The sequence below is a fragment of the Niastella yeongjuensis genome, assembly GCF_900110245.1.
Classification (GTDB): domain Bacteria; phylum Bacteroidota; class Bacteroidia; order Chitinophagales; family Chitinophagaceae; genus Niastella; species Niastella yeongjuensis.
In genome coordinates this window covers 595,864-621,991 of sequence record NZ_FOCZ01000004.1, presented here as the reverse complement: position 1 = coordinate 621,991, position 26,128 = coordinate 595,864, and the positions used below count along the sequence as shown (strand labels likewise).

The following is a 26,128-nucleotide window of genomic DNA, read 5'->3' as shown; positions in this document are numbered from 1 at the left end:
CATTGATTGACAGGCTTTTTTACATTTGCATTAGAATGGCAGCAAATAATGCAAATAAAACCCTGGTAACGGAGCCCCTTATCTCCCATATAAGGAAGTTCTGTACTATTGATTTGGAAAGGCTGAGTATACTGGAGTCTTTCTTTGAGCACAGGACCTACAGAAAAAAAGAGATCCTGCTGAACGAAGGCAACCGGTGTTATGAGAAGTTTTTCATCGTAAAAGGCTGCGTGCATTTATATTACCTGAAGCAGAATGGCATAGAACAAACGACCGATTTTGCATTGGAGCACTGGTGGATCTCAGATTTTATGGCTTTTCAAAACAGTTCCATCGCCCAGTTCTCGATCCGGGCTGTTGAAAAAACGGAGGTGTTGTGTATTTCTGCCGACAATCAGCGCGAATTACTGAACCAGTTTCCCGAGCTGAATGCCTATTTCCACCTGGTTTTTCAACGGGCCTGTGCAGCCTCTCAGGTGCGGTTCCGGCTCATGTTCGAGTTATCCAAAGAAGATCTCTACCGCCATTTCAATCAGCTATTCCCGGAATTTATACAACGTATCCCGCAGTACCTGCTTGCTTCGTTTCTTGGCTTTACCCCTGAATATTTGAGCGAGATCAGGAAAAAGAATATTTCTTAAACCTGTTTAAGGACTCCCGGATTATTGATTCGGAACTTCGCCACTAAACGTAACATTATGCCGATAAATAAACCGCAGTCTGTTGCTGGTATTGTAATACCAGACAGCACTATTGCGAAACAGGCTACAGCATTGTTATTGGAGCATGGCACGGAGTTTCTGTACAACCATTCCTTACGTACGTTTATTTTTGCCTCATTGGGCGGCATGCAGAAAAAGGTAAAGTATGACCCTGAATTGCTGTACGTCAGCGCTGTATTTCACGACCTGGGGCTTACCCCACATTACAGCAGCCAGGACCTGAGATTTGAGGTAGATGGCGCCAACGCAGCACGTGATTTCCTTAAAAGCCATGGGCTTTCGCAACAGGTGCTGCAGTTGGTTTGGGATGCCATTGCTTTACATACGAGCCCCGGAATAGCTGAACATAAAGAATCGGAGGTAGCTTTGTTAAACTATGGCGTGGCGTTGGATGTAGTGGGAAGAGACTATAGTACACTCACTGAAAAGGAACGGGAAGATATCCTCCAACAATTCCCGCGGTCTGATTTTAAGAAAACAATAATACCCACTTTTTTCGACGGCTTTAAACATAAAACACACACTACTTTTGGCAACATGAATGCCGATATCTGTGCATATATGATCCCGAACTTTCACCGGCTGAATTTTTGCGATGCTATTCTCCAATCACCCTGGAGCGAATAAAACGGTAAACGATAAAGCGTATTTAAATAGGAGCGTCCCGGTTTTACCCGGGACGTTTTTTTTATAAAAATAGAAAAAGATATTTTTGTCTTTTATTATCATTGCCTAATTTTGTGCTTTCAAAGATCAGGCGCCCGATCTCTCATTTAAAAAAAGACAAGAAGGTATTAATATATTATATATGACAAGTGAGCAAAAAGCTTTGGTACTGGCCACTGTGCCGGTACTGAGAGAAAACGGGGTTTTATTGACAAAGCATTTCTATAATCGCATGTTTACGCACCATCCGGAGTTGAAGAACCTGTTCAATATGGGCAATCAGAAAAACGACCGGCAGCAAACAGCGCTGGCGCTGGCTGTACTTGCGTATGCAGAGAATATTGCCAACCCGGGCGTACTGATGCCAGTAATAGACAGAATAGGCCATAAACATACCAGTCTTGATATTCGCCCTGAACATTACAGTATTGTTGGCAAACACCTGTTGGCTTCAATACAGGAGGTGTTGGGCGATGCGGCAACTCCGGCCATCATTGACGCCTGGACGGTTGCGTATAACCAGTTGGCGCAAATAATGATGGGGCACGAAGCCGGCATCTATGCACAGCAAACTGAACGAACCCATGGCTGGACAGGCTGGCGCCCATTCCTGGTGAAGAAAAAAGTGGCCGAGTCTGCTGAGATCACCTCCTTTTATTTGTACCCTGCCGATGGTGGCAAGGTTGCCCCGCATCTGCCCGGTCAGTTCATTAGCTTACGTATTTTTTTGCCACAGCTTAAATTGAAACAGGCCCGGCAGTACAGCATTTCCAGTGCGCCTAATAATGAGTACTACCGTATTTCTGTTAAAAAGGAAAAAGGAGTGGAACTGCATACCGACGGCCTGATCAGTAATCACCTGCATGAGTTTGTGAATGAAGCTGACCAGGTTGACCTTACCGCGCCTGCAGGTAATTTTACATTGACCGAAGAGATGAATGCACCGGTTGTGCTTATCAGCGGGGGAGTAGGCTTAACACCGCTCATGAGCATGTTACACAGTTTGATCGAACAAAATCATGCCCATCCCATTACCTGGCTGCATGGCTGCCGTAATGAATCGGTGCATGCTTTTAAGGATCAGCTTACAGCTATTGTTGCAGATAATCCGCAGGTAAAACAACGTGTATTTTATAACCAGCTTTCCGGCCAGGAAAAAGAAGCCGGCATTCTGGAAGGCCACCTGGATATCAACAAAGTGCCGGAACTTGACCTGGAAGCAGATGCCCATTATTTTATATGCGGGCCTACTGCCTTTATTCAAAAACAGTACAAAGACCTCGTAGCCGCCGGCGTAAACAAACAGCGGATCTATTTTGAAGAATTTGGTCCGCAGGTTTTAGCGTTGAATTAATTTATATGTGTAGATGGGAAGCTCTGCAAACTATTGATTTGCAGGGCTTTTTTATTTTTAGGGCTGCATTCGGCGTTAGTAACGGTTAGTTGAATCTGATCAATTAATTCCTGAAAATAACCGGGTAGGCCAATAAAATCGATATTCCCTCGTTTTCAGAATTGCTTGAGTCTTTTGCTTGTTTATGAAAAAGTTATCCTGATGAAAGCCCTAACGTCTAGACTATTTAACTCCCATGAACACCTACTCTGTGTTCAAGACACATTTTCTTACACTCCACTAAATGGTATAGATAGGCGCCGGTATACATGACAGGTAACCTCCAGCGTGAACAGTAAATTTCTTTAAGAGAAACTCAATTATTTACTTCCCAAAAATTTAAACCAAAAGAAAATGAGTACTCAAAACAAAATTTCAAATGTACCTATGATCCTGGGTATCATCGGTGGCATATTAGGACTTCCGGCTGCCATTTGTTCTGGCGCCTGCGCGGCAGGAATGTCTACGCTTGCTGAAGGAGCAACAGAACAAACTACAAGCGCTGCCGGCAGTACGTTTTTGTGGATCGGTTTACTTGCTGCCATACTCGGATTGATAAGCGCTTTTCTTTATAAGAAGAATTCAAAAACCTGGGGCGGCGTGATGATCCTGGCTGGTGTTTTGTCTATGATCACCCTGGTAACATTTAATATCCTGTCATTGATCGTTTGTATTTTATTCCTCATTGGCGGCGTTATTTCATTGACCCAAAAGAAGCCTGTATTGGCAAACTAAATAAAAAGAAGTGGGGCTTTGCCCCACCTTTTTTATGCTACGATATTTACCTATTGGTTCGGGTGCTTTTATTCCTGCCTACAATCTTTTTGTAGGTATTGGCATTGCGCTGGCCATGCTTTACTTACAATACCAGCCGTTGTTCAAAGAAAAGAGCGACAACGAAAAATATAAGGTCCATCTAAGCCTGTTGGTTTCGATCATCGGTGGGTTTGCAGGTGCCTTTCTTTTTGATGCTTATTCACAGGGTATTGACCTGACATTTGAAAATATCAGTCAGGTTGGGCTTACCTTCTTCGGTGGTCTGATAAGCGGGTTGTCGATCTTAATGATAAGCCTGAAACTTTTTAAATTGCCCTTGTTAGAAACGCTGAACATTTTATCGCTCCCGTTTTGTATAGGTCATTTTTTTGGCAGATTGGGTTGTTTTATGGCTGGTTGTTGTTATGGCAGTCCAACAAATGGGGTGTTTGGCGTTGTATTTCCCAGGGGAAGTTTACCCTATGATCACTTTCACGAACTGATTAAAATACATCCCACACAATTGTATGAAAGCTTTTTTGTGCTTGCCTTGTTTGTATTTCTTCTACAAACAAAGTACCGGAACCCCTTTTATGGGTACCTCATCTCTTATGCCATATTCAGGTTCCTGGTTGAATTTTTAAGATCTGACAACAGGGGAATAATTTTCAATCAACACACACTGTCTCCCTCCCAAATGATCTCCCTTCTTACCGTGATCACCTGTATTGGGTTGATTTATGCAAACAGGTTTTTACAAACCCGCAAAACACTATCGCAGGCGTAATACCCGGGCATGTATGGTGTTGAAGAATTCGGGGGTAAGCCCTAAGAACGTTGCTATGTGCTTTTGGGGAATGCGTTTGGCCAGCTGAGGGTATTTTTCTCTGAAATGAATATAGCGCTCCTCGCCATTCATAGACAATAACCGGAGATTTTTTAAATGCTGATTCACTAAGGATTGCTGGTAGGAAATACGAAAAAATCGTTCCATGGCAGGTACCTCAACCATAAACGCTTCCAGCTCGGCATGTTTGATCTGCACCACTTCTGACTCTTCAAGGGCTATGATGTTACAGTTGGAAGGCTCCTGGGTGGTTCGACTATATAGATCGGATGTCCACCAGTCTTCAATGGCGAAATATATATTATGTTCCAGGCCCTTTTTGTCTATATAAAAGCTTCTGAAGCAGCCCGAGTTTACATACCATTCAAAATTACACACGGTCCCTTCCCGCAGAAGAAATTCTTTCCGTTTCACTTTCCTGATGCTTAATAAAGCGCAAAAGGCCTTTTCTTCCTGTGTACTTAATGAAGTAAAGCGCCTGATGTTTTGTAAAATGTTATTAAAAGGCATAAGATTACAAATTTGCTCTATGTCTGCTTTAAAAAAACTAAGATACCTTAATTTTTTTTAAAGGGTCCGGTCCTGAATTTTGTTGCTATAAATCAATAAGATGGTGAATTTGATCGAGGGACGCGCCGGTTTTGAGTTGTTAGGCAGGCAATATCCAATAGCGAAAAATGTTGTTGTCGAAAATACATCTATAGCCAGTATTCCCTGCGCATGGGTAATTCCGCCAACAACGGTTGACGAAGATGTGGTGGTTTATATTCATGGCGGCGGTTTTATTTATGGTTCCGTTAAATCGCATATTGCCATGGTAAGCTACATGGCGCAAACCTTAGGCAGAAAGGTCCTGCTGATCGAATACCGGCTTGCGCCGGAACATAGTTTTCCCGGTGGCCTGAATGATTGCGTAAAGGTGATTGAAACATTGTGCAGGGAGCACCCCCATATTACATATGGTATAATAGGCGATAGTGCCGGTGGTAACCTGGTTATGGCTACGCAGCTAAAGCTAATTAAAATGAAAGCGCCAATGCCACGATACAGCATTATGATCTCTCCCTGGGTAGACCTGGAGTGTAAAAACTTCAGTTATATTGTAAACAAAGATACCGATGTGATATTAACCCAGGGGTATTTACAGATCTGTGCACGTATGTATGCAGGTGAGTATAATTTGTCAGACAGTCTTATTTCACCGGTTAATGCAGCGCTTGCCGGTCTGCCGCCTGCGCTGATCATGTGCGGCAGCGTTGAAATATTAAAAGATGACAGCGTGTTGCTGCATCAGCAATTTGGTAAAGCAGGCGTTTCTGCGGAGTGTATTGTTTTTGAAGGAGAACAGCACGTATGGCCTTTTATGGACATCAATGCTACAGCATCGAAAAAAGCACTTAAACACCTGGCCACTTATGTAGCAAAGTATGGAGTGGCCAGTAATACATTTTAATACGTACGTACTATAGTTTGAAGCAAAGTCATTCTGGTAAGCCGGGATGGCTTTTTTGTTGGTTGGCCAACATTTCTAAAACTTGGCCAATAGCCATGTCTTAGTTAACAGTTTGCAAATGCATACGGATATCTTTGTTATAGTAATCACTTTTCTTTGAGATTACTTTCATCACCCTTACTGGTTGAAATGCCATTATTTGACATGTAAACCATCCGCTATGTTGCAAAAAAGCATCCAATGTTCACTGATACCCGAGGAAGATATCATTCAACTGATCAGGCAAAACGACAGCATCGCTTTCGACCTGTTATATAAGAAATACTGGAACCGCCTCTTGCATTTTGCTTTCCGATACGTTAAAGATGGATATGCATCCCAGGAAATTGTGCAGGAATTATTTGTGCAGTTGCACACCTCGGGCGCGCGGTTAAAAATTAACTCCTCGCTTTCCTCTTATCTTTTTGTGGCCATCAGGAACAGGATCTATAATTATTTGCGAAACCGGGCTTTGTATAAAAAGCATATTACTATGGCCTGTAAAAGAAGTATGGCCTCGCATAACAATGTTGAACAGGCCATTAATTTCATGGATGTACAAAAGAAAATAAACGATACCCTGTGCCGTATGCCTGAGAAATACCGGACTGTTTATTTATTGCACGACAAGAACCATTTTACCGTAAAAAAGATCTCAGAGGTCCTGAACCGGCCGGTTAATACAGTTGAAAAACAATTGCGTAAAGCTGTATATATGCTGCGTGACCAATTGGTTATGGATGAAATGACGGTTTGAGAATAAATCGTTATAAGATAGTTGTAAGATATCTCTCCATTAGAACTTGTACGATACGCTTACAGAAACGCCGTAATCGAAATCACTGGTTTCAGATGATTGATTGTCAAAATTGGTATATGGGTTTATGGTTAAATAGAAATCTCTGATGATCTGCCAGGAGAAACTTGTGTTGCCTGAAAAACGGATGCGGCCTTTTTGAGTGACGCCGAAGAAAACAGTTTGTGAGGAACTGATCTGGATGTTTGGCTGGGAATACTTAAAAAAATTGAATTTCAGTACAATGGGAATTTCAAGCAATAGCCCGCTGTGTTCTCCTTCGGTACTTTTTTCCTGGTTAAAAACAAGTCCGGTTACTGCATATAGCTGTGAATATTTGCGAACCATTAGCTTGTTGCCGCCTCCGATCATTTGCTGATACCTGCGGGCAATATCCAGTTCAAGGTTTCGCTGGTAACCCAGGTTAATGGCTGCAAACCAGGTAGGACTGAATGTATAGGCTGTAAAAAAGGAAGCATCTTCCCTGTCCCTTGAATAACCGGTAGAATCCAATGTGCCATTCAAAGAAACTGAAAGTTGATAATCCCAATACCTGGTCATATAGAATACGGTGGAACTTAGGCTGAACTGGCCTATGCGGCTTGATTTGGTATAGGAGAAACCGGCGGAAATTGAGCCGTTTAGTTGAGAAAAGAAACTTTGGTCCAGCGAAAAGATGGTGTTAAAGCTCATGATCTCGTAATCGAACAGGGTGCCGGTATCCTGCATCAGATTTACAAAGCCGTTTTTAGCGGAGGGCTTTATTATGCCTATCAGGATCCTTTTATCATTTGTTTCTATTTTGAATTTCCTGTTTGTGGTAAGCGACTTTGTTTTGTATTGTTTTACATGTATGATCTTAAGGTCTACATCATCAATGGTGATCTCCCCATATTGAGCGCCCTTTACTTCACCGATCAGCACCTGCCCATTGTACAGTACGATGGTGTCTTTTACCTGGGCAAAAACAGCACTGCCCAAATTTATAAATGCCAGAAAAGTTATGAAAGCATATAGCCGGATCATATTCATTGGACACTGATGAAGGGTACGATTCGCCATTTTTTTAAACAGTTGGCGGAATACAGGGCGCTGAAGTGTCTTTTAAATAGAGGAATACCATCGTGGATGGTATAAACTATTTTTCCATGACTAGCCGCAGAAGATTCACAGAGGAACAAAAGATTGCCATTCTGGATCAGGCAATGAAGAAGGGCATTACGGCAGTATTACGGGAACACAATCTTTCTTACAGCGTATTTGCCCGGTGGAAACAACAGTTGATAAAAGTGGAGCCGTCTGACCAATCGTACAGCAAGGCCAGGTCAGAACTGAAACACCTGAATGAAGAAAACATGCGGCTTAAAAAGATAATAGCCGATCTGGCGCTGGAACTTAATAAAAAAGAAGAGGAGTTAAAGAAAGCGAATTCATTATTGAAACGGTAACTATTTGTATGAATAGAATTAATGGAATGGCCATGGGTGCATTGCTTTTGTTGGGCGTGGTTGTATGGGCAGTTGAAAAAAAGAAGGAAGCAGGCAGCAGGAGAACCGGGATTATATCCTGTGGTGGCGCCCGGTCAATCAATGGTCATGGCTCCTGGCCAACGGATGATAATAGCGGAAGTGGATGTATGCATCAAACAGTTAATGCAGCCCTCCCTGGCCGGGTTAAACGTGTTAAAATGCACGCCTGTTGAAGTGTAATTAAATTATTAAAAACTTTTAAATCAAAGCAAATGGCAGACAAAAAACCAAACATCCTGTTCATTATGTCAGATGACATAGGCTGGTTCAATCTAAGTTGTTATAATCTTGGAATAATGGGTTACAAAACACCCAACCTGGACCGTATTGCCAAAGAAGGCGCGCTGTTTACTGATTTTTATGGCCAGCAAAGTTGTACAGCCGGCAGGGCTGCATTTATTACAGGTCAGTCACCAATAAGAACCGGATTAACAAAAGTAGGGTTACCAGGTGCTGCGTTAGGCCTGGGACCCGATGATCCTTCTGTGGGTGACTTTATGAAGAACTTTGGTTATGCCACCGGTCAGTTTGGAAAGAACCACCTGGGCGACCGCAATGAACATCTGCCTACTGTTCACGGCTTTGATGAATTTTTTGGCAACCTCTATCACCTGAATGCTGAAGAAGAACCAGAAAATCCAGACTATCCCAAAGATCCTAACTTTCGTAAAAAATTTGGTCCGCGGGGTGTACTGAAATGCAAAGCAAGCGACAAAGACGACAACACAGTTGATCCGCAATTTGGCAGGGTTGGTAAACAGGTTATAGAGAATACAGGCTCGCTGGATACAAAACGTATGGAAACAGTGGATGAAGAGTTTTTGGCTGCCGCTAAGGATTTTATAGATCGCAAAACCAAAGAAAACAAACCCTGGTTCTGCTACTTTAATACTACCCGTATGCATGTGTGGACACATCTTAAACCGTCCTCTGCCGGTAAAACCGGTTTGGGTGTATATCCTGATGGTATGGTAGAACTGGATGGGTATATAGGCGAGTTGTTGGCAAAGCTCGACGAACTGGGTATTGCCGACAATACCATGGTAGTGTTTACCACTGATAATGGGGCGGAAGTATGTTCATGGCCCGATGGTGGGTCCACACCATTCCATGGAGAAAAAGATACCAATTGGGAAGGCGGTTGGCGTGTGCCGTTTGTGATGCGCTGGCCCGGCGTGGTAGATCCCGGCCGGATTATAAACGATATCTGTTCGCTACAGGATATGATCCCCACATTTGCAGCCGCTGCAGGTGAACCCAACCTCGTAGAGAAAGTCAAAAAAGGATATGCCATAGCTGGAAAAACTTTCAAAGTGCATTTGGATGGTTTTAACCTGTTGCCTTTTTTAAGCGGCAAAGAAAAAGAATCACCCCGCAAAGGTTTTATGTACTGGAGTGATGACGGTGATCTGATGGCGCTCCGGGTCGAAAACTGGAAAATGCATTTCGTGGAAACCCGGGCTCATGGTATGAAGGTATGGGAAGAACCGTTTGTTTCATTGCGGTTGCCAAATCTTTTCAACCTGAGAAGTGATCCGTTTGAACGGGCTTCTATAGATGCGACTATTTTCTATGGTAAATGGAAGGCAGATCATATGTTTTTGCTGGTGCCGGCACAGGCAATTGTTACTGAGTTTCTAAAAACCTTTGAAGAATTTCCGCCAAGGGCCAAAGCTGCCAGTTTTAGCATTGAACAGGTTATGGAAAAATTAATGCCGAAGGATACAGGTACAGAACTAATTAAAAAAACTGCCCCAATAAAAGCCGAACCAGCCCCTTTGCTGTAAACAATTTCACTGGATGTATAACCGTAAATAAATAACAATCATGGCAACCGCGAATGAACAATTCAAAGGAGTGATAAAACTCGATGTGCGGGATTCAACACCCGATTGGAAACCATTTGAATTAAAGCAGGCTCCCAAAGGAGCTCCCAATATTTTGATCGTTCTATACGACGATACAGGATTGGCAGCCTGGTCGCCATTTGGCGGGCGTATCAATATGCCCACGCTGCAACGGCTGGCCGATAACGGATTAATGTATTCGCAATGGCATACCACGGCGCTGTGCTCACCTACCCGTTCAACATTCCTTACAGGCCGCAATCACCATGTGAACAGGTGTTCCTGTATTACAGAGGGTTCACAGGGTTTTCCCGGCTGGGCAGGCCGTTTGCCGGCTGAGTGCGCTACTATTGGCCAGGTACTTCAGGATAATGGTTTTAGTACATTCTGGCTGGGGAAAGAACATAATATACCTGAAGAAGATATTTCCAGTGGCGGCAGCCGCTCCGAATGGCCGCTGTCAAAAGGCTTCGACCGTTTTTATGGCTTCCTGGGTGGTGAAACAAACAACTGGTACCCCGATCTGGTAGAAGACAATAGATTTATTGAACAACCATATAGTCCCGAAGAAGGGTATCATTTATCAAAGGATCTTGCCGATCAGGCTATCAGAATGATCCGTGATCAGAAATCAGGCAATCCTTCCAAGCCCTGGTTCATGTGGTTTTGTCCTGGTGCCAATCACGCCCCGCATCACAGCCCGAAGGAATATGCCGACAAGTATAAAGGAAAATTTGACGATGGTTACGAAGCTTATCGCGAATGGGTGCTCGAAAAAATGATCGCAAAAGGAATAGCGCCAAAAGGGACCCAGCTAACCCCCATCAATCCTGTACCTGAAGATGCAGCCAACCCCGCTGATGCAGTAAGACCGTGGAATACCCTTAATGCAGATGAAAAGAAATTATTTGCCCGGATGGCGGAAGTGTATGCAGGTTTTTCTGAGTATACAGATGTTCAGGTGGGTCGCATTGTGGAATATCTCGAAAAGTCAGGGCAGCTGGATAACACCGTTATCTTTTATTGTTCCGATAATGGCGCTTCGGGTGAAGGATCACCAAACGGTTCAGTGAACGAGAACAAATTTTTCAATAATTATCCGGATGAACTGGCTGAAAATATGAAATATCTGGAAACCCTGGGCGGTGCCGATACATACAATCACTATCCAACAGGCTGGGCGGTTGCATTCAGCACACCTTTCCAGATGTTCAAGCGATACTCTCAATATTCCGGTGGCACTTGCTGCCCGTTGGTTATTCACTGGCCCAATGGAATTAAAGCAAAAGGCGAGGTACGTACCCAGTATCATCATTCAGTTGATATTGTTCCCACGATCCTGGAAATTACAGGGCTTGAAATGCCAAAGGTGTATCGGGGCGCAGAGCAATACCCATTGAATGGGGTATCCATGAAATATACTTTCGACAATGCCAAGGCGCCCACTACCAAACAGCGTCAGTATTATTCCATGCTTGGAACAAGGGGCATGTGGATGGACGGCTGGAAAGCAGCAGCTATTCATGCACCTCTCACTGGAAAAGGGAATTTCGATAAAGACAAATGGGAGCTTTATCACATTGATGAAGATTATTCCGAATCAACTAACCTGGCCGATAAGTATCCCGATAAACTTAAAGCGCTAATTGATGCCTGGTTCGAGGAAGCCGAAAAGAATTTCGTATTGCCGCTGGATGATCGTACAGCTATGGAAATCCTGGGTGTAGACCGGCCGAAAGCAGAACCGGCCAGAACACGGTATGTTTATTATTCAGGTACTGAACCGGTACCGGAGGGCGTCGCCGTGAGTATCCGCGGCCGTTCTTACAAGATCATTGCCGATGTTGACATTACCCACCAGGTATCCGGCGTCATCTTTGCTCATGGCTCCCGCTTTGGCGGTCATGCGCTTTTCATCAAAGATCGAATGTTGTTTTACGTATACAATTTCCTGGGTATCAGTGAACAGAAATTCGTGTCAAAAGTAATTAATGCCGGTAAGCATACATTGGGTATGGAATTCATGCGCGAGAAGGCCGGACAATATGGCGAATCATTGGGTACAACCAGGTTATACGTTGATGATAAGGTAGTGGCTGAAGGCCCAATGAAAACCCAGGCAGGTAAATTTACCTTATCCGGTGATGGTCTTTGTGTTGGGTTCGATAGTGGCGATAACGTAAGTCAGGAATATAAGAACCCGGGAAGGTTTACCGGCGGTACCATTCTCGGTGTTGTGATTGATGTAAGCGAAAAAGTATACCTAGATCTGGAAAAAGAAGCAGCAGGGGCACTTGCAAGGGATTAAATATAAAAATGAAAATGATGGAAATGGAAACGCAATCAAAGACGGTTCATACAGACACGAAAGAAAAGGATAAAACAAACATGGTTCTTATTCCGGGTGGAAAGTTTATGATGGGCTCCGATAAATTCTATCCGGAAGAGAAACCGGTGCATGAGGTAACCGTAGATGGATTCTGGATCGACAGGTATACCGTTACCAATGAAGAATTTAAAAAATTCGTGACCGAAACCGGTTATGTTACCGTAGCAGAAAGACCACTAAAGCCGGAAGATTATCCCGGTGCAAAACCAGAAATGCTGGTGCCGGGTGCATTGGTATTTAAAAAGGCAAAAGCAGCGGTTAACCTGAATGATTATTTCAATTGGTGGGAATGGATGCCCGGCGCCAGCTGGCAGCATCCGAAAGGACCAAAAACAGATATCAGGGGCATAGAGAAACACCCGGTTGTGCATGTTGCTTATGAAGATGCAGCAGCTTATGCACACTGGGCGGAAAAAGAACTGCCGTCAGAAGCAGAATGGGAGTACGCTGCCAGGGGTGGGCTTGAAGGGATGGATTTCACTTGGGGCAACGAAGACACACAACAAACCAAACCGATGGCCAACACCTGGCAGGGCGTATTCCCGTATCAGAATTTACTGATAGATAAATATGAAGGCACTTCGCCGGTAGGTTCGTTTGCACCAAACGGATATGGCTTATATGATATGGCCGGTAATGTATGGGAATGGACAAGCGACTGGTATGTGGCGCATTTGGATGAATCTGCCAATAAGGTTAAAACCTGTTGCACTACCCATGTTAATCCAAGGGTGGTGTCGGCCGAAGCAAGTTACGACCCCTGTCAGCCAACTATAAAGATCCCCCGCAAAGTGGTGAAGGGAGGCTCACACCTCTGTGCACCGAATTATTGTTTGCGGTATCGCCCGGCTGCCCGGCAACCACAGATGATAGATACAGGTATGAGCCATCTTGGTTTCCGGTGTATGGTACGAAAACTTTAAAAACAACAACAACAATGGGAAAGGTAGCCAGTACAACAAAAACAAAAAAGGATACAACTTTTAAGCCTGCCAGCATACAGGAGCATTTACTATTTAACCGTGCCGTAGAAGCTGTGATCTGGGGCATGCCTGCAGTAAACTTTGGGTTGTTATGCCAGGCAACCATTCAGGCAAAAAGTGCCGCCAATGAGATCGTATATTGGTCACGTTTGCCCGGATGGAAAAATCAAACGCTTACACCTAATCCGGATACCATTTATTTCTTTCCATTTTTCGATACCAAAAAGGCAGGGCCGGTTGTCATTGAAATTCCACCTGCCAATGGCGGTTCCATTACGGGCAGTATAGACGATGGCTGGCAGACTGCACTCGAGGATGTTGGACCGGCTGGTTATGATGAAGGCAAGGGAGGGAAATACCTGCTGCTTCCGCCCGATTTCAACGACAAAGTACCGGATGGTTATATTGTTCTGCCGTGTAGCACTTACCGCGGTTTCGCGGTATTGCGGTCAAATTTATCAGGCGGCAGCGATGCCGAGGTGGCCAATGCAGTTGAATACGGCCGGCAGATCAGGATCTATCCACTTTCAGCTGTCGATTCGCGCATCCAGGTAAAGTTTACCGACGTAATAGATACGTTGTACGACAATACCATTCCATATGATATCCGGTTCTTTCAAATGCTCAGCCTGTTTGTTCAATATGAACCGTGGCTGGACCGGGATAAAGCAATGATCGATATTCTTAAAACAATTGGCATCGAAAAAGGTAAGGCTTTCATTCCCGACAATCGAACCCAGGAGATTCTGAACGCAGCCATTGCCGAAGCGCATATTTGGTTGGATATGCAATATGAGCTGGTATTTAACAATCGTTACAATGCGGAATATCATTGGGCACTTCCAACTACCCAGGAGCTCGTTCAGGGAATGTCAACTTCATTCGCCAGGGCCGACAGTTATCCGCTCGATGCGCGCGGCATGACTTATTCGATGGCTTATTTCAGCGCAAAGCATTTGGGCCAGGGGCAATTTTACCTGATGGCGATAAAAGACAAAAACGACAAAGCCCTCGATGGTGGCAGTACTTATAAATTGAACATACCAGCCAGTCCGCCGGTTAAACTATATTGGTCGGCAGTCGTATACGATCGTACAACACATGCCTTTTTACGGGAAATGAAATGGTTCAGCCGTTCTTCCAATACACCCGGTTTGCAGAAGAATACGAATGACTCTATTGACATTTATTTCGGTCCCGAAGCGCCGGCAGGCAAAGAATCGAATTGGATTCCTACCAACAGGCAAAATCAATTTGAAGTGTTGTTCCGTTTTTATGGACCCGAAGAAGCATTGTTCAATAAAACATGGAAACTGCCGGATATAGAGAAAGTGTAACATGCGGGAACTGATTGAAAATATAAAGGGAACCCTGGATGCATGGGGCGAGTTGACAGAAGTATTGCTGAATGCCATTTCGTTAATATGTATTATCGTGGGTATTATCATTTCATTGAGCCGTAGCATACAACAACGGAAACACCAGCCCGGCGTGCATCCCATGCATTCTTATTTCAGAAAGGTATTTGGCGGCTGGTTGGTGGTTGCGCTGGAAATTCAACTGGCGGCGGATATTGTAGGCACCATTGTTTCACCTACCAATGCACATTTAATTGAACTGGGCGCTATTGCGGTGATACGAACGTTCCTGAACTATTTCCTGAGTAAAGAACTTAAAGAAGAACCGGAATATGGAAAAAGACTTCTCGCACAAAAACCTGCAGGGCGCGTCGTTCAGGAATAAAGACCTGACGCACGCACGGTTTGCTGACAGCGATTTGCGTGGGGCCGATTTCAGCGGCTCCAATTTGGATGGGGCCGATTTTACCCACGTAAAAACCGGGATAACTCCAGTGAATATGGTCTTGATCTTTCTTGCCGCGCTTATTGTGTCTTTATTTTCAGGATATATAGCAATGCTGGCAGGAAGCACCATTCAGCGAATGCTTAATTCAAATGAAGAAAATATAAGGACCGCCGGTATTACTACCATTGTTATTGCCCTGCTGTTTATCGTGTACTCGTGGTGGAAAGGAGTGGGCCATGCCATCAGGCAGCTTGTTATCCCAACAACTATTGCTGCGTTGATAGTTGGTTTTATCGCCATTTCTTCAGGGCTTGGAACCGGAAAGGGTATGTTGTATCTTATTCTTGCATTGATCCTGGTGGCAGTAATGTTTGTGGTGGGAACCGTGGCAAGGGCAACCGCGGGTTCGTTATCGGGTATATTGTTTTGGATAGTGGCCTTGTCTGGCGCCTTTTTTGGCAAAAGTATAGGGGGCGGTATTGGTACCACGCTCATGGCCATTGGGTGCGCCATGATCAGCAAAAAAGCATTAAAAGGGGCGCCCGGATTTGAGTCGTTAAGAAGGGTTGCCGGATATATAACCCGGAAATTTGGCACCTCATTTAGAAACTCCCACCTGGCCGATGCTAATTTCTCCCGCTCAAACCTTCACAACTCCGATTTTTCTGATGTAGATACAACCGTTGTTCACTGGGGCAATTCGAAAAAGATAAATTGTATTTCAAATGAAACCTTAATGGCTTGATCAGTCATTTTTAAAAATATTGAAATGGAAGAAGATCAGAATAAAGACATTCCCAAATCGGGTAATCTCGAAAACGACAAGGTCACCGATATCCAAAAGAAGATAGAGGAAAAGATAACAGAAGACGAGTCATTGGGCGGAGAGGCATTATCCGGTGAACTGTCGAAGGACAGGACACACATGTCAGAACACAGGACCCGGATGTCGGAACACCGTACAGGGCTATCAGAACATCGGACTGAATTGTCTGAACATCGTACCGATTTGTCAGACACAAGAACCGACCTGTCTTACCAAAGAACTGCTCTTTCTTATGAACGTACACTGATGTCGTGGATAAGAACGGCTATCTCATTGATCTCTTTTGGCTTCACCATCTATAAGGTTTTTGAGGAGTTGTATAAAGATGAAACGCATCCGCGTCTGCTGTCACCCCGCAAGGTGGGAATGCTGATGATCCTATTCGGGTTTATAGGTTTATTGTTTGCCCAGATCCAACACAACATTGCGTATAAAAAATTAAAGGCAGAATATCCCCAGATCCAAAAATCGCTTTCATCGGTATTGAGTGTATTGATACTCGTATTTGGATTGATCTTATTTCTTGCCGCGTTGTTCAGACAGTGAAAAAAGGACCCGTTTGGCTGGGCCCTTTCCTTTTTGAGTTTATTAATGCACCATTTCCGCCATGCCTACACCTAATGCGGCCCGTTCAATGCTGGCTGCAAAGAGCGGTGTTTCTGAGCGGTTATGGTTGATGGAATGTGGCTGCCGCTGCGCTTTGAATGCCTCATAAGAAATACCCTGGCGATCGAGGCCCTTCATCATTTCATCAGTTGCATGAGAGATCACCCGGTTGGTAAATTCGCATTGATTGGAACCGATGGCCTTTACACTAAGTTCCCAATGAACATGTAAGGTTAGCCGGCCTGTTGGACTGAACACATCTGAAAAAGACGTGAGTATAAGATGATGTGGTTCCGAAAGCTCTTCCTGGTAATGCTGCACCATAGGGCTGCCGCCGATCACTTCTACATTGATCGACATCCGGCGGCCATCGGCACCTACTGTTTTTGCTGCGGAAATATGCGCCGGTGAACAACTCTGGTATTCCGCTTCCGACAGGTTGAATGCCCATTCGGGTATATTGATACTTTCAATAGGTGCATTGATAACAGCGGTAAAGCTGGAATCAACTAACTGATCTGCAATTTTCATATAATGAGTTTTTGATTATTTGTAATCGGCTTCATGAACTTTCAATACTGTTTCCTTCAGCATGCCAATCAATTCTTCGGAGGTAAGAATAGCATGCGCATAAGCAGGGCCATTGATGTCATGCGCTGCATGCATGTTTTCCCAGTTGTTGGCAGCAGTAGCGTCTTTCACCAGGGTCACATGATAACCCAGCTCCATCCCGAACCGACCGGTAGCTTCAATACAGGTATTGGCAATCATGCCTATGAGAATGATCCGGTCAATGTCGAGCTGTTTTAATTGTTCGTCGAGGTCGGTATTGGCAAACCCGCTCGATGACCAGTGTTCCTTGATGATGATATCATCGGGCTGCGGTTGAAAGCTTTCATGGAATTGTCCACCCCAGCTGTCTTTGGCAAAAACCTGCCGCTCTTTGGTGGAGAGCTGCAACATAGTAGGGTATTTCCATTTGTTGAAATCAGTAGGTTCTGAACGATGGTGCGGAACGTAGAAGATCTTTATTTGCAACTCGCGTGCTGTTCGAATGATGCGGGCCATATTTTCGAGCAGTTTTACGCCCTCTATAACCTCTTTTGATTTGTTATAGGACTTACCATCAGGGTGTAAAAAATCATTATAAGGATCAATCAGCAGGATCCCGGTTCGCGCTGCTTTATAGCTACCATAGTGCGCGAAAGCCCTTGTATTAAATGTATCCATAGCATTTAATATTTTAGGTTGGAGAATTATGTATATAGGGTGGGCGTGTATTTACACGAAAGGCGGCTTCAAGAGGAAAGTAAGTTAGTCTAAATGGTCCATTGGCCAATATTTTGGAGCTGGGATACAAATATAATGTGTTTCAGCAAACCTTTGAAGTCTATATATCTTTCTATCTTTATTGTAACCATAAAGAATAAGCCATGAAAAATCCATTTGTGCTCATTAATATTTTTACAGTTACTCCTGATGATCAGCGACGCCTGATCGACCTGCTTACCAAAGCAACAGGTGAAACGATAAAACACATGGACGGGTTTATTACATCAACGCTGCACAGGAGTATCGACGGAACAAAAGTTACCATGTATGCCCAATGGGAAAGCCGGGAAAAGTATGAAGCCATGCGGCGGAATGCGACTGCCTCACCCTATCTGGAAGAGGCGCTCAGCTTCGCAAAATTTGAAATGGGCGCGTATGAGGTTGTTGAAATATTTAAAAAAGCATAGCTAGGGGACTTTCCTTTTATGCAGTTCTTCCCAAAGCGATTGTTCTGATGCCTCGAAAAGGGTAGTCACAGATGCCTGCACCAGTAACCAGCTTCCTTCTTCCATTTCAGCTTCCAGTTCATGCGCATCCCAGCCGCTGTAACCAATAAACAACCTGATATTATTTTCTGCATTGGCGGCGGTGTTGAGGTATTGAACGGCCTGTTTAAAATTTCCCCCCATAATAACACCATCGGCCACCGGGGTGCCTTCCCCGATAATACCAGGCAGGCGGTGAATGAAAAAAAGCTTTTCTCTTTCTACCGGCCCGCCTTCATACAGGGGAAAGGACCTGCTGTGCCGAAACTCCGTCAACTCATTAAACTTCCGCTCAAATACCTGGTTCATCACAAAGCCCAGCGCGCCTTTTTCGTTGTATTCAGTTATATAAATAACTACTTTATCAAAATATGGGTCTTCCAGCGAAGGAGCGCTGATGAGAATAGAGCCTGCCTGAAGAGATGGATTGGTCATAGATGATTGAGGGCACAAAGATGGAACCAAAATTTCACACATTTTAACATTTGTTGGGTCCTCCGGGGCAATTTGTACAGATTTATATCCTGAATATTCATGGAAAGCGTGCACGACAATTGGGAATGCAGTGGGGAATGAGCCCTTTGTATTTTTTGAAAAGCCGGTTCAGGTTAACGAAAGCTAATGCCTTCATTTACAGTTCAAAATATAGGTGTCCTGATGCAACCTTTTTATTTTTCCAGCCCTCTATTATGCATTATTTTAGCAAACAATCTTACAAAATGATGAAACGCCTGCCATTTATTGTTTTATTGACATTTGCCTTGCCTGTCCTTTGTTTGGCACAGGCCGATAGTAGCGCAAAGGCTGCAGCTGCTTTAGCCAAATCCAATACAGAAGTGGAGAAAAAAGCGGCAGAATGGTCGGCCGGTTTAAAACTGTCTGATGCCGAAAAAGAAAAACGCGTAACAGCCGCAGTTACCACCCATTTGAAAACCATTCGCGACTGGAACAATTCGCATCCGGCCAGTACGGTACCTGCCGGTATTAACCCTGCCACTGGTAATAAGTTGTCCGATATGGACCGCCAGATCATTGCCAATTCTGCCCTGCCTGCTTCGGTGCATAAAGACCTGATGGATGCCCTGAACAAGGACCTTACTCCTGAGCAGGTGGAATACATATTAGATCAATACACCATTGGCAAAGTGGCCTTTACCATGAAAGGGTACAAGGCGATCGTGACCGACCTGAAACCAGAAGAGGAAAGCAAAATTCTGGAGTATTTGAAACAGGCCCGTGAGCAGGCGATCGACTATAAAAGTATCAAACAGGTGTCTGCCATTTTCGAGATCTACAAAACTAAATGCGAGCAGTACCTGAACAGCAATGGCCGTAACTGGCACGACCTGTTCAAAGCTTATGTGGCTAAGGTAAAAGCTGAAAAAGCAGCTGCCGGTAAGAAATAAAGAGTGACTATATTTTGAAGAAGGTGGCTTCTAAGTAACGACTACCTTCTTCTTTTAAAACTTTACGAAGTAAGAGGTAGGAAGTAGGAAATTCGCGAGCTTCTTACTTCTTACCTCTTACTTCCTACTTCTTACTTCCTGCCTCGTTAACACTTTAACCTCTTCTCTTTTTTTATTGATATTTTATTTCACCATATTTCCCGGCATGAAAATCCCGGTAGGCCGCTGCAATCTCTTGTTGGGTATTCATTACAAAAGGGCCATAGGAAACAATGGGTTCTTGATAGGGTTCACCCCCAAATAAAATGATATCGGCAGGGGACTGACCCATATTGCTGAGTTCAATTTCTCCTTCCTCATTATCAAACAATAGAAAATCGCCCCCTACATATTCCGTATTATTTACTACGGCGCCCTGTAAAGGGAAGAAAGCAGCATATTCCCATTCAGATTTTGTATCAATTGTAAAATGACTGCCTGCGTTCAGTTGAATATGATATAATAATTGCCCGGAATAAGAAGGGATCGCTGATACCAGGTTTTCATATTCCCCGGCAATCACTTTTATCCAGCCTGCATGGGCGGGTAATAGTTGTTTGGGTACATCGCCTGCCTGTACTGGTAAATAAGCAGGCCCTGTTGCTTTTTGAGCGGCGGGCAAATTGATCCAGAATTGCATGGCATGCGTTAACAGGTCATTGGCTTCCACGTCCACATTTACAGCTTCGTCGTGGATAATGCCATTACCGGCTTTCATCCATTGCGCACCGCCCGATCTTACTTTGGCGTGATGGCCTGCGCTGTCAAAATGATCGGCTTCCCCATTAATGATATAGGTAAGCGTAGCGATCCCCCGGTGCGGATGCGCCCCGGTTCCATCTACTTTCTTAACAGCTGCGTTGGGGGAATGCGTGGCGGGCATCAGGTGATCGAGAAAAACAAACGGCCCTACAGCATCTGCATAGCGGTTAGGTAAAATGCGATTGATCTTGTATTCGCCTATATCGGCCCGGTGGCCTTGCGATGTAAAAATGATCTTCTTTTTCATTGTATAACTTCTTTACACCACAAAGTTGCAACCGTACGGGCCCGGGAAACGATGATCTATGTCACAAAATATGTGGGGTGCTATTTCCTGGCAGCGTGACTGCGCAGGCGGCTGAGCGTTTCCCGGGTAATGCCCAGGTAGGAGGCAATGAGGTGCTGGGGAAAGCGTTGCAGGAATTCCGGGTAGGTTTGAACCAGTTCTGCATAACGTTCTTCAGCCGACAGGCTGATGGAAGAAACCCTTCGTTGGGCGGCGATGGCGAAATTTTCGTCCATCTTTTTGGCCATTTCATTGATGGCAGGTATCAGGCTTAATTTGTCCAGGAAATCGGCCCTGGTAAGTGTTAACAATTCGCAATCTTCCCATGCATCTATATAGTAGCGGGAAGGTGTAAGCATAATATAGCTTTCCCGGTCAGATACCCACCAGTTTTCAATAGAGAGGCGTAAAATATGTTCTACCCCTTTGTCATCAACGCGGTATTGCCGCATGGCACCTTTTACGATGAAGGCAGAATATTTGCACACTTCCCCTTCCTTCAAAAAGAACTGCCGCTTTTTTATTTGCCTGGGAACAAATACTGCTTTGATCACTTCGATCTCGGTATCGGTGAGCGGCGTTGCGGAATGTTCCCTGATATAGGAAAGTAGTGTTTCGTGCATTGAAACAAATATAAACGATCTGTAGTACTTTGTGTAAATATGAAGATCATCATTATCGGCGCTACTTCCGGCATGGGCCGGGAACTGGCTCAGCAATACCTGTCATTGGGCCATGCCGTAGCCATTACCGGCAGGCGGGCCGAATTGTTACTGGAATTGAAAAAGCAATATCCAACACTGCATACCGATTGTTTTGATGTACAGACCGCTCATATAGAAGAAAGGCTGCAATCGATGATAAACCAGCTGGGTGGTCTCGATCTGTTGATCTATAGTGCAGGTTATGGTGATCCTTCCACCGAATTGATAGCACAAACCGAAATAGATTCCACCACCACCAATGTGATGGGTTTTGTAAAAACAGCCGCCTATACGTTTAATTATTTCCTGAAACAGGGCCATGGCCAGCTGGCGGTGATCTCCTCCGTTGCAGCGCTTAGGGGTAATAGCTGGACGCCCGCCTACAGTGCCAGCAAAGCCTATGTAAGTAATTATGCCGAAGGACTGAATATAAAAGCGCAAAAGCTACAGTCCAATATTGTGGTAACGGATATCAGGCCGGGTTTTGTAAAAACCAAAATGGCTAAAGGAAATGGACAGTTCTGGGTGGCAGAAGTTCCTACCGCGGCACAACAGATCAGGGCGGCCATAGCGGTAAAAAAGCGGGTAGCCTACATTACCAAACGCTGGGCGCTTATTGCTTTCATTATGAAAAGACTCCCGTATTGGATGTACAAAAGAATAGGGTGAGGGTACCCTTTCTTTCCTCAATTACTGGTGTTGACAGCGGAACGGGTGGAATCACTTACTTCAAATGGGTGATCCTGCTTCCACATGGCAATAAAGGACTGCCCACATGACTTGATGTAAGAATAATAATCGTAGTCTGTTTCAAAACTCTGGATCGTTTCATACGTGGGCCGGTATTCCACCATAAATGAATCCAGCGCGGGTGAGGTAAGTCCGGTTATGCGCCTTACCAGGGCCTTGTTGAAGCGATGGTCAACATATTTATCCTGTTCCTGTCTGATCAGGAAACCCCGGAAACGCTCCAGTCTTTTGATCCTTTTGGCATTGAATATGGCTTCAAAACTAACTCCAACGCCAAAACCGCCAGGTGTGGTAAGATACTCAGACTCATAGTCAAAGATCTTTTTATTTTCCAGGCGGTTGGCCAGTGAGTCCATGTGGTAACTGGGCGGTTTAACATATACGGAGGGCAACATGTCAACCGAAACGGGCAAACTGATGTCCAGCGGCTGATCGGGCTGCAATCTGTTCACCAGGAACTTTTCGGTACTTTTCCCGAGGTACGAAAAGTAAATGGAGTCGCTATTGGGCACTTTTAGCGAGTAGTGCCCAAGTGTATCAGTAATGGTGCCGATGCCGGAAGTGCTCAGCACGCTTACGTTGGGTACGCCAAAACGGGCCTGTTTATCATACACGGTACCTTTGATCACTACCTGGGCAACGGAAAGGCGGCAAAGCAGGATCAAAAAAAGCAATAATATATTTCCACGAAAAATTTTAATACGCATCATTCTTGCCTGATTTAAAAGGCATTAGTTTCTGGTCGGAAGTTTTTTCTGGGTGGTGTGCTGTAAAAATAAAAATTTCCTGGAAATATTTGGCAGATTAGATAAAATGGATGTTTTTATAGACGAAACCTTAATTAAACGAGTCCCTGTACTCCAACGGCGAAATGGTCGTCTTCTTTTTAAATAACCTGTTTAACGATTGCGGGCGTTCAAACCCCAATTGGCAGGCAATCTCCGCTACAGACAAATTCGAGGTACTGAGCAGGGCCCTGGCCATTTCGATCACCTTATTTTGAATATGGTTCTGTGCGCTTTGTTTGGTTGAAATGCGCAGCATATCACTCAAATAATTAGCCGAAATATGCAGGTGGTCTGCAAAATACTGAACAGTTGGTAACCCATTGTGCCTGATGACTCAAAATAAGGGCGGTGCACAGGCGGGAATGTGGCTCAATTACTGCTCGTTGTTTCCAAATCCGGGATACCGAATAGGGGCATACGACATTTTTGTGTTTTAATAATATAATTATGGCTGCGCACGTTGATATTAAGTACCACCAAAAAGAAAAATGAATTGGCGCCGGTTATTGCCGGGGATGTTTCTGCGTGGGTCATCGGGAAGTGTCCATCAGGAGCCACTCCCCGGCGCTAACCGGCAACAAAAAAGCCTCCCGGAGTATGGGAGGCTAACTTATTAAAGCGCTTAGTTAAGCGGCAGATCTTATTTGAATTTTATTTCCCGCACGTCTGTCAGTGGCGGATCTTTTATATCAACTCCTTCGAATGCTTCATTGGCATTATTCAACGGGTCATGGTCAGAAAGGAACCCGAAAGACAGTCCGGTCAGGTTTTCGATCTTTTTTATCGACAGCTGGGCCGTTTCGAACTCACCAAATACGAATTCCTCTTCTGGTAAATGGTCTTTCTGCGACATCCTGTAACCGGTGGCGCTCAGTTCTCCGGTTTCATCATGAATAAATGCAATTACCTTCCAGAATTCAACAGGCACTTTCACGCCGAATTTTACGGGATCGTTTGATTTAAGAATAGGCCCGGTGAATACAGAAATACGCATTTTATCATCACGTGCATGTTGCAAAGCATAATTTTCAAGTGCCAGCCAAACGGGTGCATTGAAAGTTTGCATTTGAGGGGTAACGTTAGTGACCGTCATGGAATCCGCATTGCCGAGTGATTTTGCGGTTGTATTACCCCATACAGGGTCTTCGCGGCGGGTCATATGTCCCCGGCTGAACTTCGGGGGCGCTCCATAACATTCCTTGATGATTTGCGCCTCTTTTGGAATTCTTGGGTCCAGTCGCCAGGGCACCCGGTCAAGTCCACCCGTTGCAGTACGGCCATCTACGTTGCAGGCACTGAAAATACACATGCGACGGGCCTTGCTCATGGAAACGGAGAAATGTTCGTACCGTAACACATGGTCTTCATTACCCTTATTGGTATAGGTAAGCAGATCGTTTTTCCTGCGTTCGCTATTAGCTTCGGGTAATGGCACTTCAAAGCCATCGCCAAGGAAATCTTCTTTATAACCTTCCCGGTCGTCAAAATCTTCTGCCCGGCCTTCCATGATCAATTCATCGTTGTCTATTTCATCAGCCGACTTTACATGCGTTGCTGCAGATGCTGTATTAACGGGTGCCTGCGTTTGGGCAACGATGGACGGTTGTCCAATGGAAACCGTGATCTGAAGGGGTATCGTGAACGTACATTGGTTGTCCTGTTTATTGTTTGTTGGTGGGGCAGCTTGCAGATCAGTTTTTGATACAGTTGTTTCGGAAGCCGGGCTTTGGTTAGGTTTAACCGGTTTGCCATTGGAAGCGGCGGCCAGCTTTCCATTGCCGTTACTGCCCGGCAGTTTGGTGACCCTGCTCAGCACCTCCCTGACAATTTTTGCCGGTACCGCAAAATTCGATTCCATGAAACGCCCTGCAAAGTGAAGGCCTACAATACCGCCTGTTCCCAGGTCAACCACTGCACCGCCTGAACATCCGCCTAAAGTGGAACAATCGTGCAATAGCCTGGCTGGCTGTACACCAGTGATCTTGCCCGGAGCAAGCCGTTTCTTATCATAAACATTGCCAAAAAGCCTTTCCATTAGTGCCACATCGGGCATCCGGCTGTCTTTTGCGGGATAGCCTATTACCGCCACATTCGAATCTGCAGAAATGGTATCGGTGCTGAGCAATAACTCGGATGGTAAAATGCCCTGTGTTTGATCCACCAGCAAAAAAGCAATGTCTGGCCCTGGCTCAGGCTCGATGTGTAATATCTTTTGTACTTTAAAAAGCGCCTTAGCCGGGTTGTTGTCTTCTTGCAGCAGATCGATGGAGCTGCCCATCTTTTGACCGGTTGCATTCAGGCGAAAATCAAATTCAAAGCCAGTGCTTTTGCCAAATATTTCTGCCACATGCCGGTTGGTTACAATAATATTTTTGTCAACCAGCCAGCCGGTGCCCAGCCAGTCATATATAGGGTGATTGGCCACTTCCACGCGGCCAACGGAAGGGATTACTCCGGCCAGTGTACTTCTGGCATTAATAAGCCGTTCTCGCCATATTTCGCTTTCAGGATCCGTGAACGTCAATTCTGCATCATTATGAAAGATGGTTAGAACCGGACGCCCGACCGGAAGGATGACGGCTTCCGTAAAATCATCCAGCGGCATTGATTCTACAAATGATTCATTTACAGTTTCAAGTATCTGGGGAGCAAGCGATCGGGCTTTGGTCAGTATGTTGGCATCCTTTCGTTTGCTTTTAAGTTCTTTGGAAAGTTGCTGGTCGTTGTTTTCGATGCTGGCAAGGAGCTTGCGCAGCCGGTTATCGATTTTTTCGATTGGCATAATGGTAAATTTTAAGGGGAGATGATATTCCTAAGGTAGGTAAATCCCAAAGAAGAAAATACCGTTTTAAAACGGTGTTTATGTTATCAAAAAAAGAAAAGTCTCCCGATGCATCGGGAGACTTTTCTTTTCAATT

At 44.7% G+C, this 26,128-nt stretch carries 29 protein-coding genes; 19 read left to right on the top strand and 10 right to left on the bottom strand.

Annotation, left to right across the window (positions count from 1 at the left end; translation table 11 throughout):
• The first annotated feature begins 35 nt into the window (after window positions 1–35).
• From BMX95_RS13810 to BMX95_RS13790, 5 genes are all read left to right on the top strand, one after another.
• Window positions 36–641 carry a Crp/Fnr family transcriptional regulator gene (locus BMX95_RS13810; protein ID WP_081204627.1) on the top strand — a complete coding sequence of 202 codons (606 nt, stop codon included), beginning with the start codon at window positions 36–38 and terminating at the stop codon, window positions 639–641.
• A gap of 57 nt (window positions 642–698) precedes the next feature.
• Window positions 699–1,349 carry an HD domain-containing protein gene (locus tag BMX95_RS13805; RefSeq protein WP_081204628.1) on the top strand — a complete coding sequence of 217 codons (651 nt, stop codon included), beginning with the start codon at window positions 699–701 and terminating at the stop codon, window positions 1,347–1,349.
• Window positions 1,350–1,530: 181 nt separating this feature from the next.
• A complete protein-coding gene (gene hmpA / locus BMX95_RS13800; RefSeq protein WP_081204629.1) occupies window positions 1,531–2,742 on the top strand; it encodes an NO-inducible flavohemoprotein in 1,212 nt (403 codons plus the stop codon).
• A 393-nt stretch (window positions 2,743–3,135) separates the two neighbouring features.
• Window positions 3,136–3,516, top strand: coding sequence for a DUF4064 domain-containing protein (locus BMX95_RS13795; RefSeq protein WP_081204630.1), 381 nt, complete (start codon window positions 3,136–3,138; stop codon window positions 3,514–3,516).
• 34 nt (window positions 3,517–3,550) lie between these two features.
• Entirely contained in the window at window positions 3,551–4,324 is a 774-nt protein-coding gene (locus BMX95_RS13790; protein ID WP_081204631.1) for a prolipoprotein diacylglyceryl transferase, read from the top strand.
• On the opposite strand, the gene BMX95_RS13785 is transcribed toward BMX95_RS13790, so the two are convergent.
• Window positions 4,310–4,894 carry a Crp/Fnr family transcriptional regulator gene (locus BMX95_RS13785; protein ID WP_081204632.1) on the bottom strand — a complete coding sequence of 195 codons (585 nt, stop codon included), beginning with the start codon at window positions 4,892–4,894 and terminating at the stop codon, window positions 4,310–4,312. The genes BMX95_RS13790 and BMX95_RS13785 overlap by 15 nt on opposite strands.
• Window positions 4,895–4,994: 100 nt before the next feature.
• On the opposite strand from BMX95_RS13785, the gene BMX95_RS13780 reads away from it, so the two are divergent.
• Window positions 4,995–5,837, top strand: a complete 843-nt coding sequence (locus tag BMX95_RS13780) for an alpha/beta hydrolase (protein ID WP_081204633.1) — start codon at window positions 4,995–4,997, stop codon at window positions 5,835–5,837.
• Between the two features lie 220 nt (window positions 5,838–6,057).
• Window positions 6,058–6,633, top strand: coding sequence for an RNA polymerase sigma factor (locus tag BMX95_RS13775; RefSeq protein ID WP_081204634.1), 576 nt, complete (start codon window positions 6,058–6,060; stop codon window positions 6,631–6,633).
• 39 nt (window positions 6,634–6,672) lie between these two features.
• On the opposite strand, the gene BMX95_RS13770 is transcribed toward BMX95_RS13775, so the two are convergent.
• Window positions 6,673–7,704: a DUF481 domain-containing protein gene (locus BMX95_RS13770; protein ID WP_165759115.1), complete on the bottom strand. Its 1,032-nt coding sequence runs from the start codon at window positions 7,702–7,704 to the stop codon at window positions 6,673–6,675.
• A gap of 116 nt (window positions 7,705–7,820) precedes the next feature.
• On the opposite strand from BMX95_RS13770, the gene BMX95_RS13765 reads away from it, so the two are divergent.
• The 9 genes from BMX95_RS13765 to BMX95_RS13725 are packed head-to-tail and all read left to right on the top strand — an operon-like array spanning window position 7,821 to window position 16,598.
• Window positions 7,821–8,120 carry a transposase gene (locus BMX95_RS13765; RefSeq protein ID WP_081204636.1) on the top strand — a complete coding sequence of 100 codons (300 nt, stop codon included), beginning with the start codon at window positions 7,821–7,823 and terminating at the stop codon, window positions 8,118–8,120.
• Between the two features lie 8 nt (window positions 8,121–8,128).
• A complete protein-coding gene (locus tag BMX95_RS13760; RefSeq protein ID WP_133054090.1) occupies window positions 8,129–8,374 on the top strand; it encodes a hypothetical protein in 246 nt (81 codons plus the stop codon).
• A gap of 39 nt (window positions 8,375–8,413) precedes the next feature.
• Window positions 8,414–9,988, top strand: a complete 1,575-nt coding sequence (locus BMX95_RS13755; RefSeq protein ID WP_081204638.1) for an arylsulfatase — start codon at window positions 8,414–8,416, stop codon at window positions 9,986–9,988.
• Window positions 9,989–10,028: 40 nt separating this feature from the next.
• The gene (locus BMX95_RS13750) at window positions 10,029–12,356 is read left to right on the top strand and encodes an arylsulfatase (RefSeq protein ID WP_081204639.1); all 2,328 of its coding nucleotides are present in this window, start codon (window positions 10,029–10,031) and stop codon (window positions 12,354–12,356) included.
• 23 nt (window positions 12,357–12,379) lie between these two features.
• A complete protein-coding gene (locus BMX95_RS13745; protein ID WP_081204925.1) occupies window positions 12,380–13,360 on the top strand; it encodes a formylglycine-generating enzyme family protein in 981 nt (326 codons plus the stop codon).
• Between the two features lie 14 nt (window positions 13,361–13,374).
• Window positions 13,375–14,757, top strand: coding sequence for a DUF1254 domain-containing protein (locus BMX95_RS13740; protein WP_081204640.1), 1,383 nt, complete (start codon window positions 13,375–13,377; stop codon window positions 14,755–14,757).
• A 1-nt stretch (window position 14,758) separates the two neighbouring features.
• Window positions 14,759–15,163 carry a DUF1622 domain-containing protein gene (locus BMX95_RS13735; protein WP_081204641.1) on the top strand — a complete coding sequence of 135 codons (405 nt, stop codon included), beginning with the start codon at window positions 14,759–14,761 and terminating at the stop codon, window positions 15,161–15,163.
• On the top strand, window positions 15,111–15,971 hold the full coding sequence (locus BMX95_RS13730) for a pentapeptide repeat-containing protein (protein WP_081204642.1): 861 nt from the start codon (window positions 15,111–15,113) through the stop codon (window positions 15,969–15,971). Before BMX95_RS13735 ends, BMX95_RS13730 begins: the two co-directional genes overlap by 53 nt.
• Window positions 15,972–15,995: 24 nt before the next feature.
• Window positions 15,996–16,598, top strand: a complete 603-nt coding sequence (locus BMX95_RS13725; protein ID WP_081204643.1) for a YidH family protein — start codon at window positions 15,996–15,998, stop codon at window positions 16,596–16,598.
• A 42-nt stretch (window positions 16,599–16,640) separates the two neighbouring features.
• Here the strand turns inward: BMX95_RS13725 and BMX95_RS13720 are convergent, their stop codons facing one another.
• Window positions 16,641–17,189, bottom strand: coding sequence for a hypothetical protein (locus tag BMX95_RS13720; protein WP_090519410.1), 549 nt, complete (start codon window positions 17,187–17,189; stop codon window positions 16,641–16,643).
• A 15-nt stretch (window positions 17,190–17,204) separates the two neighbouring features.
• Complete coding sequence (locus BMX95_RS13715) at window positions 17,205–17,888, bottom strand: cysteine hydrolase family protein (protein ID WP_081204644.1); 684 nt, start codon at window positions 17,886–17,888, stop codon at window positions 17,205–17,207.
• A gap of 203 nt (window positions 17,889–18,091) precedes the next feature.
• On the opposite strand from BMX95_RS13715, the gene BMX95_RS13710 reads away from it, so the two are divergent.
• Window positions 18,092–18,397 (top strand): antibiotic biosynthesis monooxygenase family protein, encoded by a 306-nt coding sequence (locus BMX95_RS13710; protein ID WP_081204645.1) that lies wholly within the window; start codon window positions 18,092–18,094, stop codon window positions 18,395–18,397.
• Here BMX95_RS13710 and BMX95_RS13705 read toward each other — a convergent pair whose 3' ends face one another.
• The gene (locus BMX95_RS13705) at window positions 18,398–18,910 is read right to left on the bottom strand and encodes a YqgE/AlgH family protein (protein WP_081204646.1); all 513 of its coding nucleotides are present in this window, start codon (window positions 18,908–18,910) and stop codon (window positions 18,398–18,400) included.
• Window positions 18,911–19,194: 284 nt separating this feature from the next.
• Here BMX95_RS13705 and BMX95_RS13700 point away from each other — a divergent pair, with 284 nt between their 5' ends.
• A complete protein-coding gene (locus tag BMX95_RS13700) occupies window positions 19,195–19,881 on the top strand; it encodes a DUF3826 domain-containing protein (protein WP_081204927.1) in 687 nt (228 codons plus the stop codon).
• A gap of 172 nt (window positions 19,882–20,053) precedes the next feature.
• Here the strand turns inward: BMX95_RS13700 and BMX95_RS13695 are convergent, their stop codons facing one another.
• Window positions 20,054–20,929 (bottom strand): pirin family protein, encoded by an 876-nt coding sequence (locus tag BMX95_RS13695; protein WP_081204647.1) that lies wholly within the window; start codon window positions 20,927–20,929, stop codon window positions 20,054–20,056.
• A gap of 80 nt (window positions 20,930–21,009) precedes the next feature.
• Window positions 21,010–21,591 (bottom strand): Crp/Fnr family transcriptional regulator, encoded by a 582-nt coding sequence (locus BMX95_RS13690; RefSeq protein WP_081204648.1) that lies wholly within the window; start codon window positions 21,589–21,591, stop codon window positions 21,010–21,012.
• Window positions 21,592–21,630: 39 nt separating this feature from the next.
• Between BMX95_RS13690 and BMX95_RS13685 the strand changes: the two genes are divergently transcribed.
• Window positions 21,631–22,341, top strand: coding sequence for an SDR family NAD(P)-dependent oxidoreductase (locus BMX95_RS13685; RefSeq protein ID WP_081204649.1), 711 nt, complete (start codon window positions 21,631–21,633; stop codon window positions 22,339–22,341).
• Window positions 22,342–22,358: 17 nt separating this feature from the next.
• Here the strand turns inward: BMX95_RS13685 and BMX95_RS13680 are convergent, their stop codons facing one another.
• The 3 genes from BMX95_RS13680 to BMX95_RS13670 all read right to left on the bottom strand — a co-directional run bounded on the left by BMX95_RS13680 (window position 22,359) and on the right by BMX95_RS13670 (window position 25,992).
• Window positions 22,359–23,132 carry a carboxypeptidase-like regulatory domain-containing protein gene (locus BMX95_RS13680; protein WP_081204650.1) on the bottom strand — a complete coding sequence of 258 codons (774 nt, stop codon included), beginning with the start codon at window positions 23,130–23,132 and terminating at the stop codon, window positions 22,359–22,361.
• Window positions 23,133–23,259: 127 nt separating this feature from the next.
• Window positions 23,260–23,496: a helix-turn-helix domain-containing protein gene (locus BMX95_RS13675; protein ID WP_342342284.1), complete on the bottom strand. Its 237-nt coding sequence runs from the start codon at window positions 23,494–23,496 to the stop codon at window positions 23,260–23,262.
• Window positions 23,497–23,850: 354 nt separating this feature from the next.
• On the bottom strand, window positions 23,851–25,992 hold the full coding sequence (locus BMX95_RS13670; protein ID WP_081204651.1) for a DNA/RNA non-specific endonuclease: 2,142 nt from the start codon (window positions 25,990–25,992) through the stop codon (window positions 23,851–23,853).
• Window positions 25,993–26,128 lie beyond the last annotated feature (136 nt).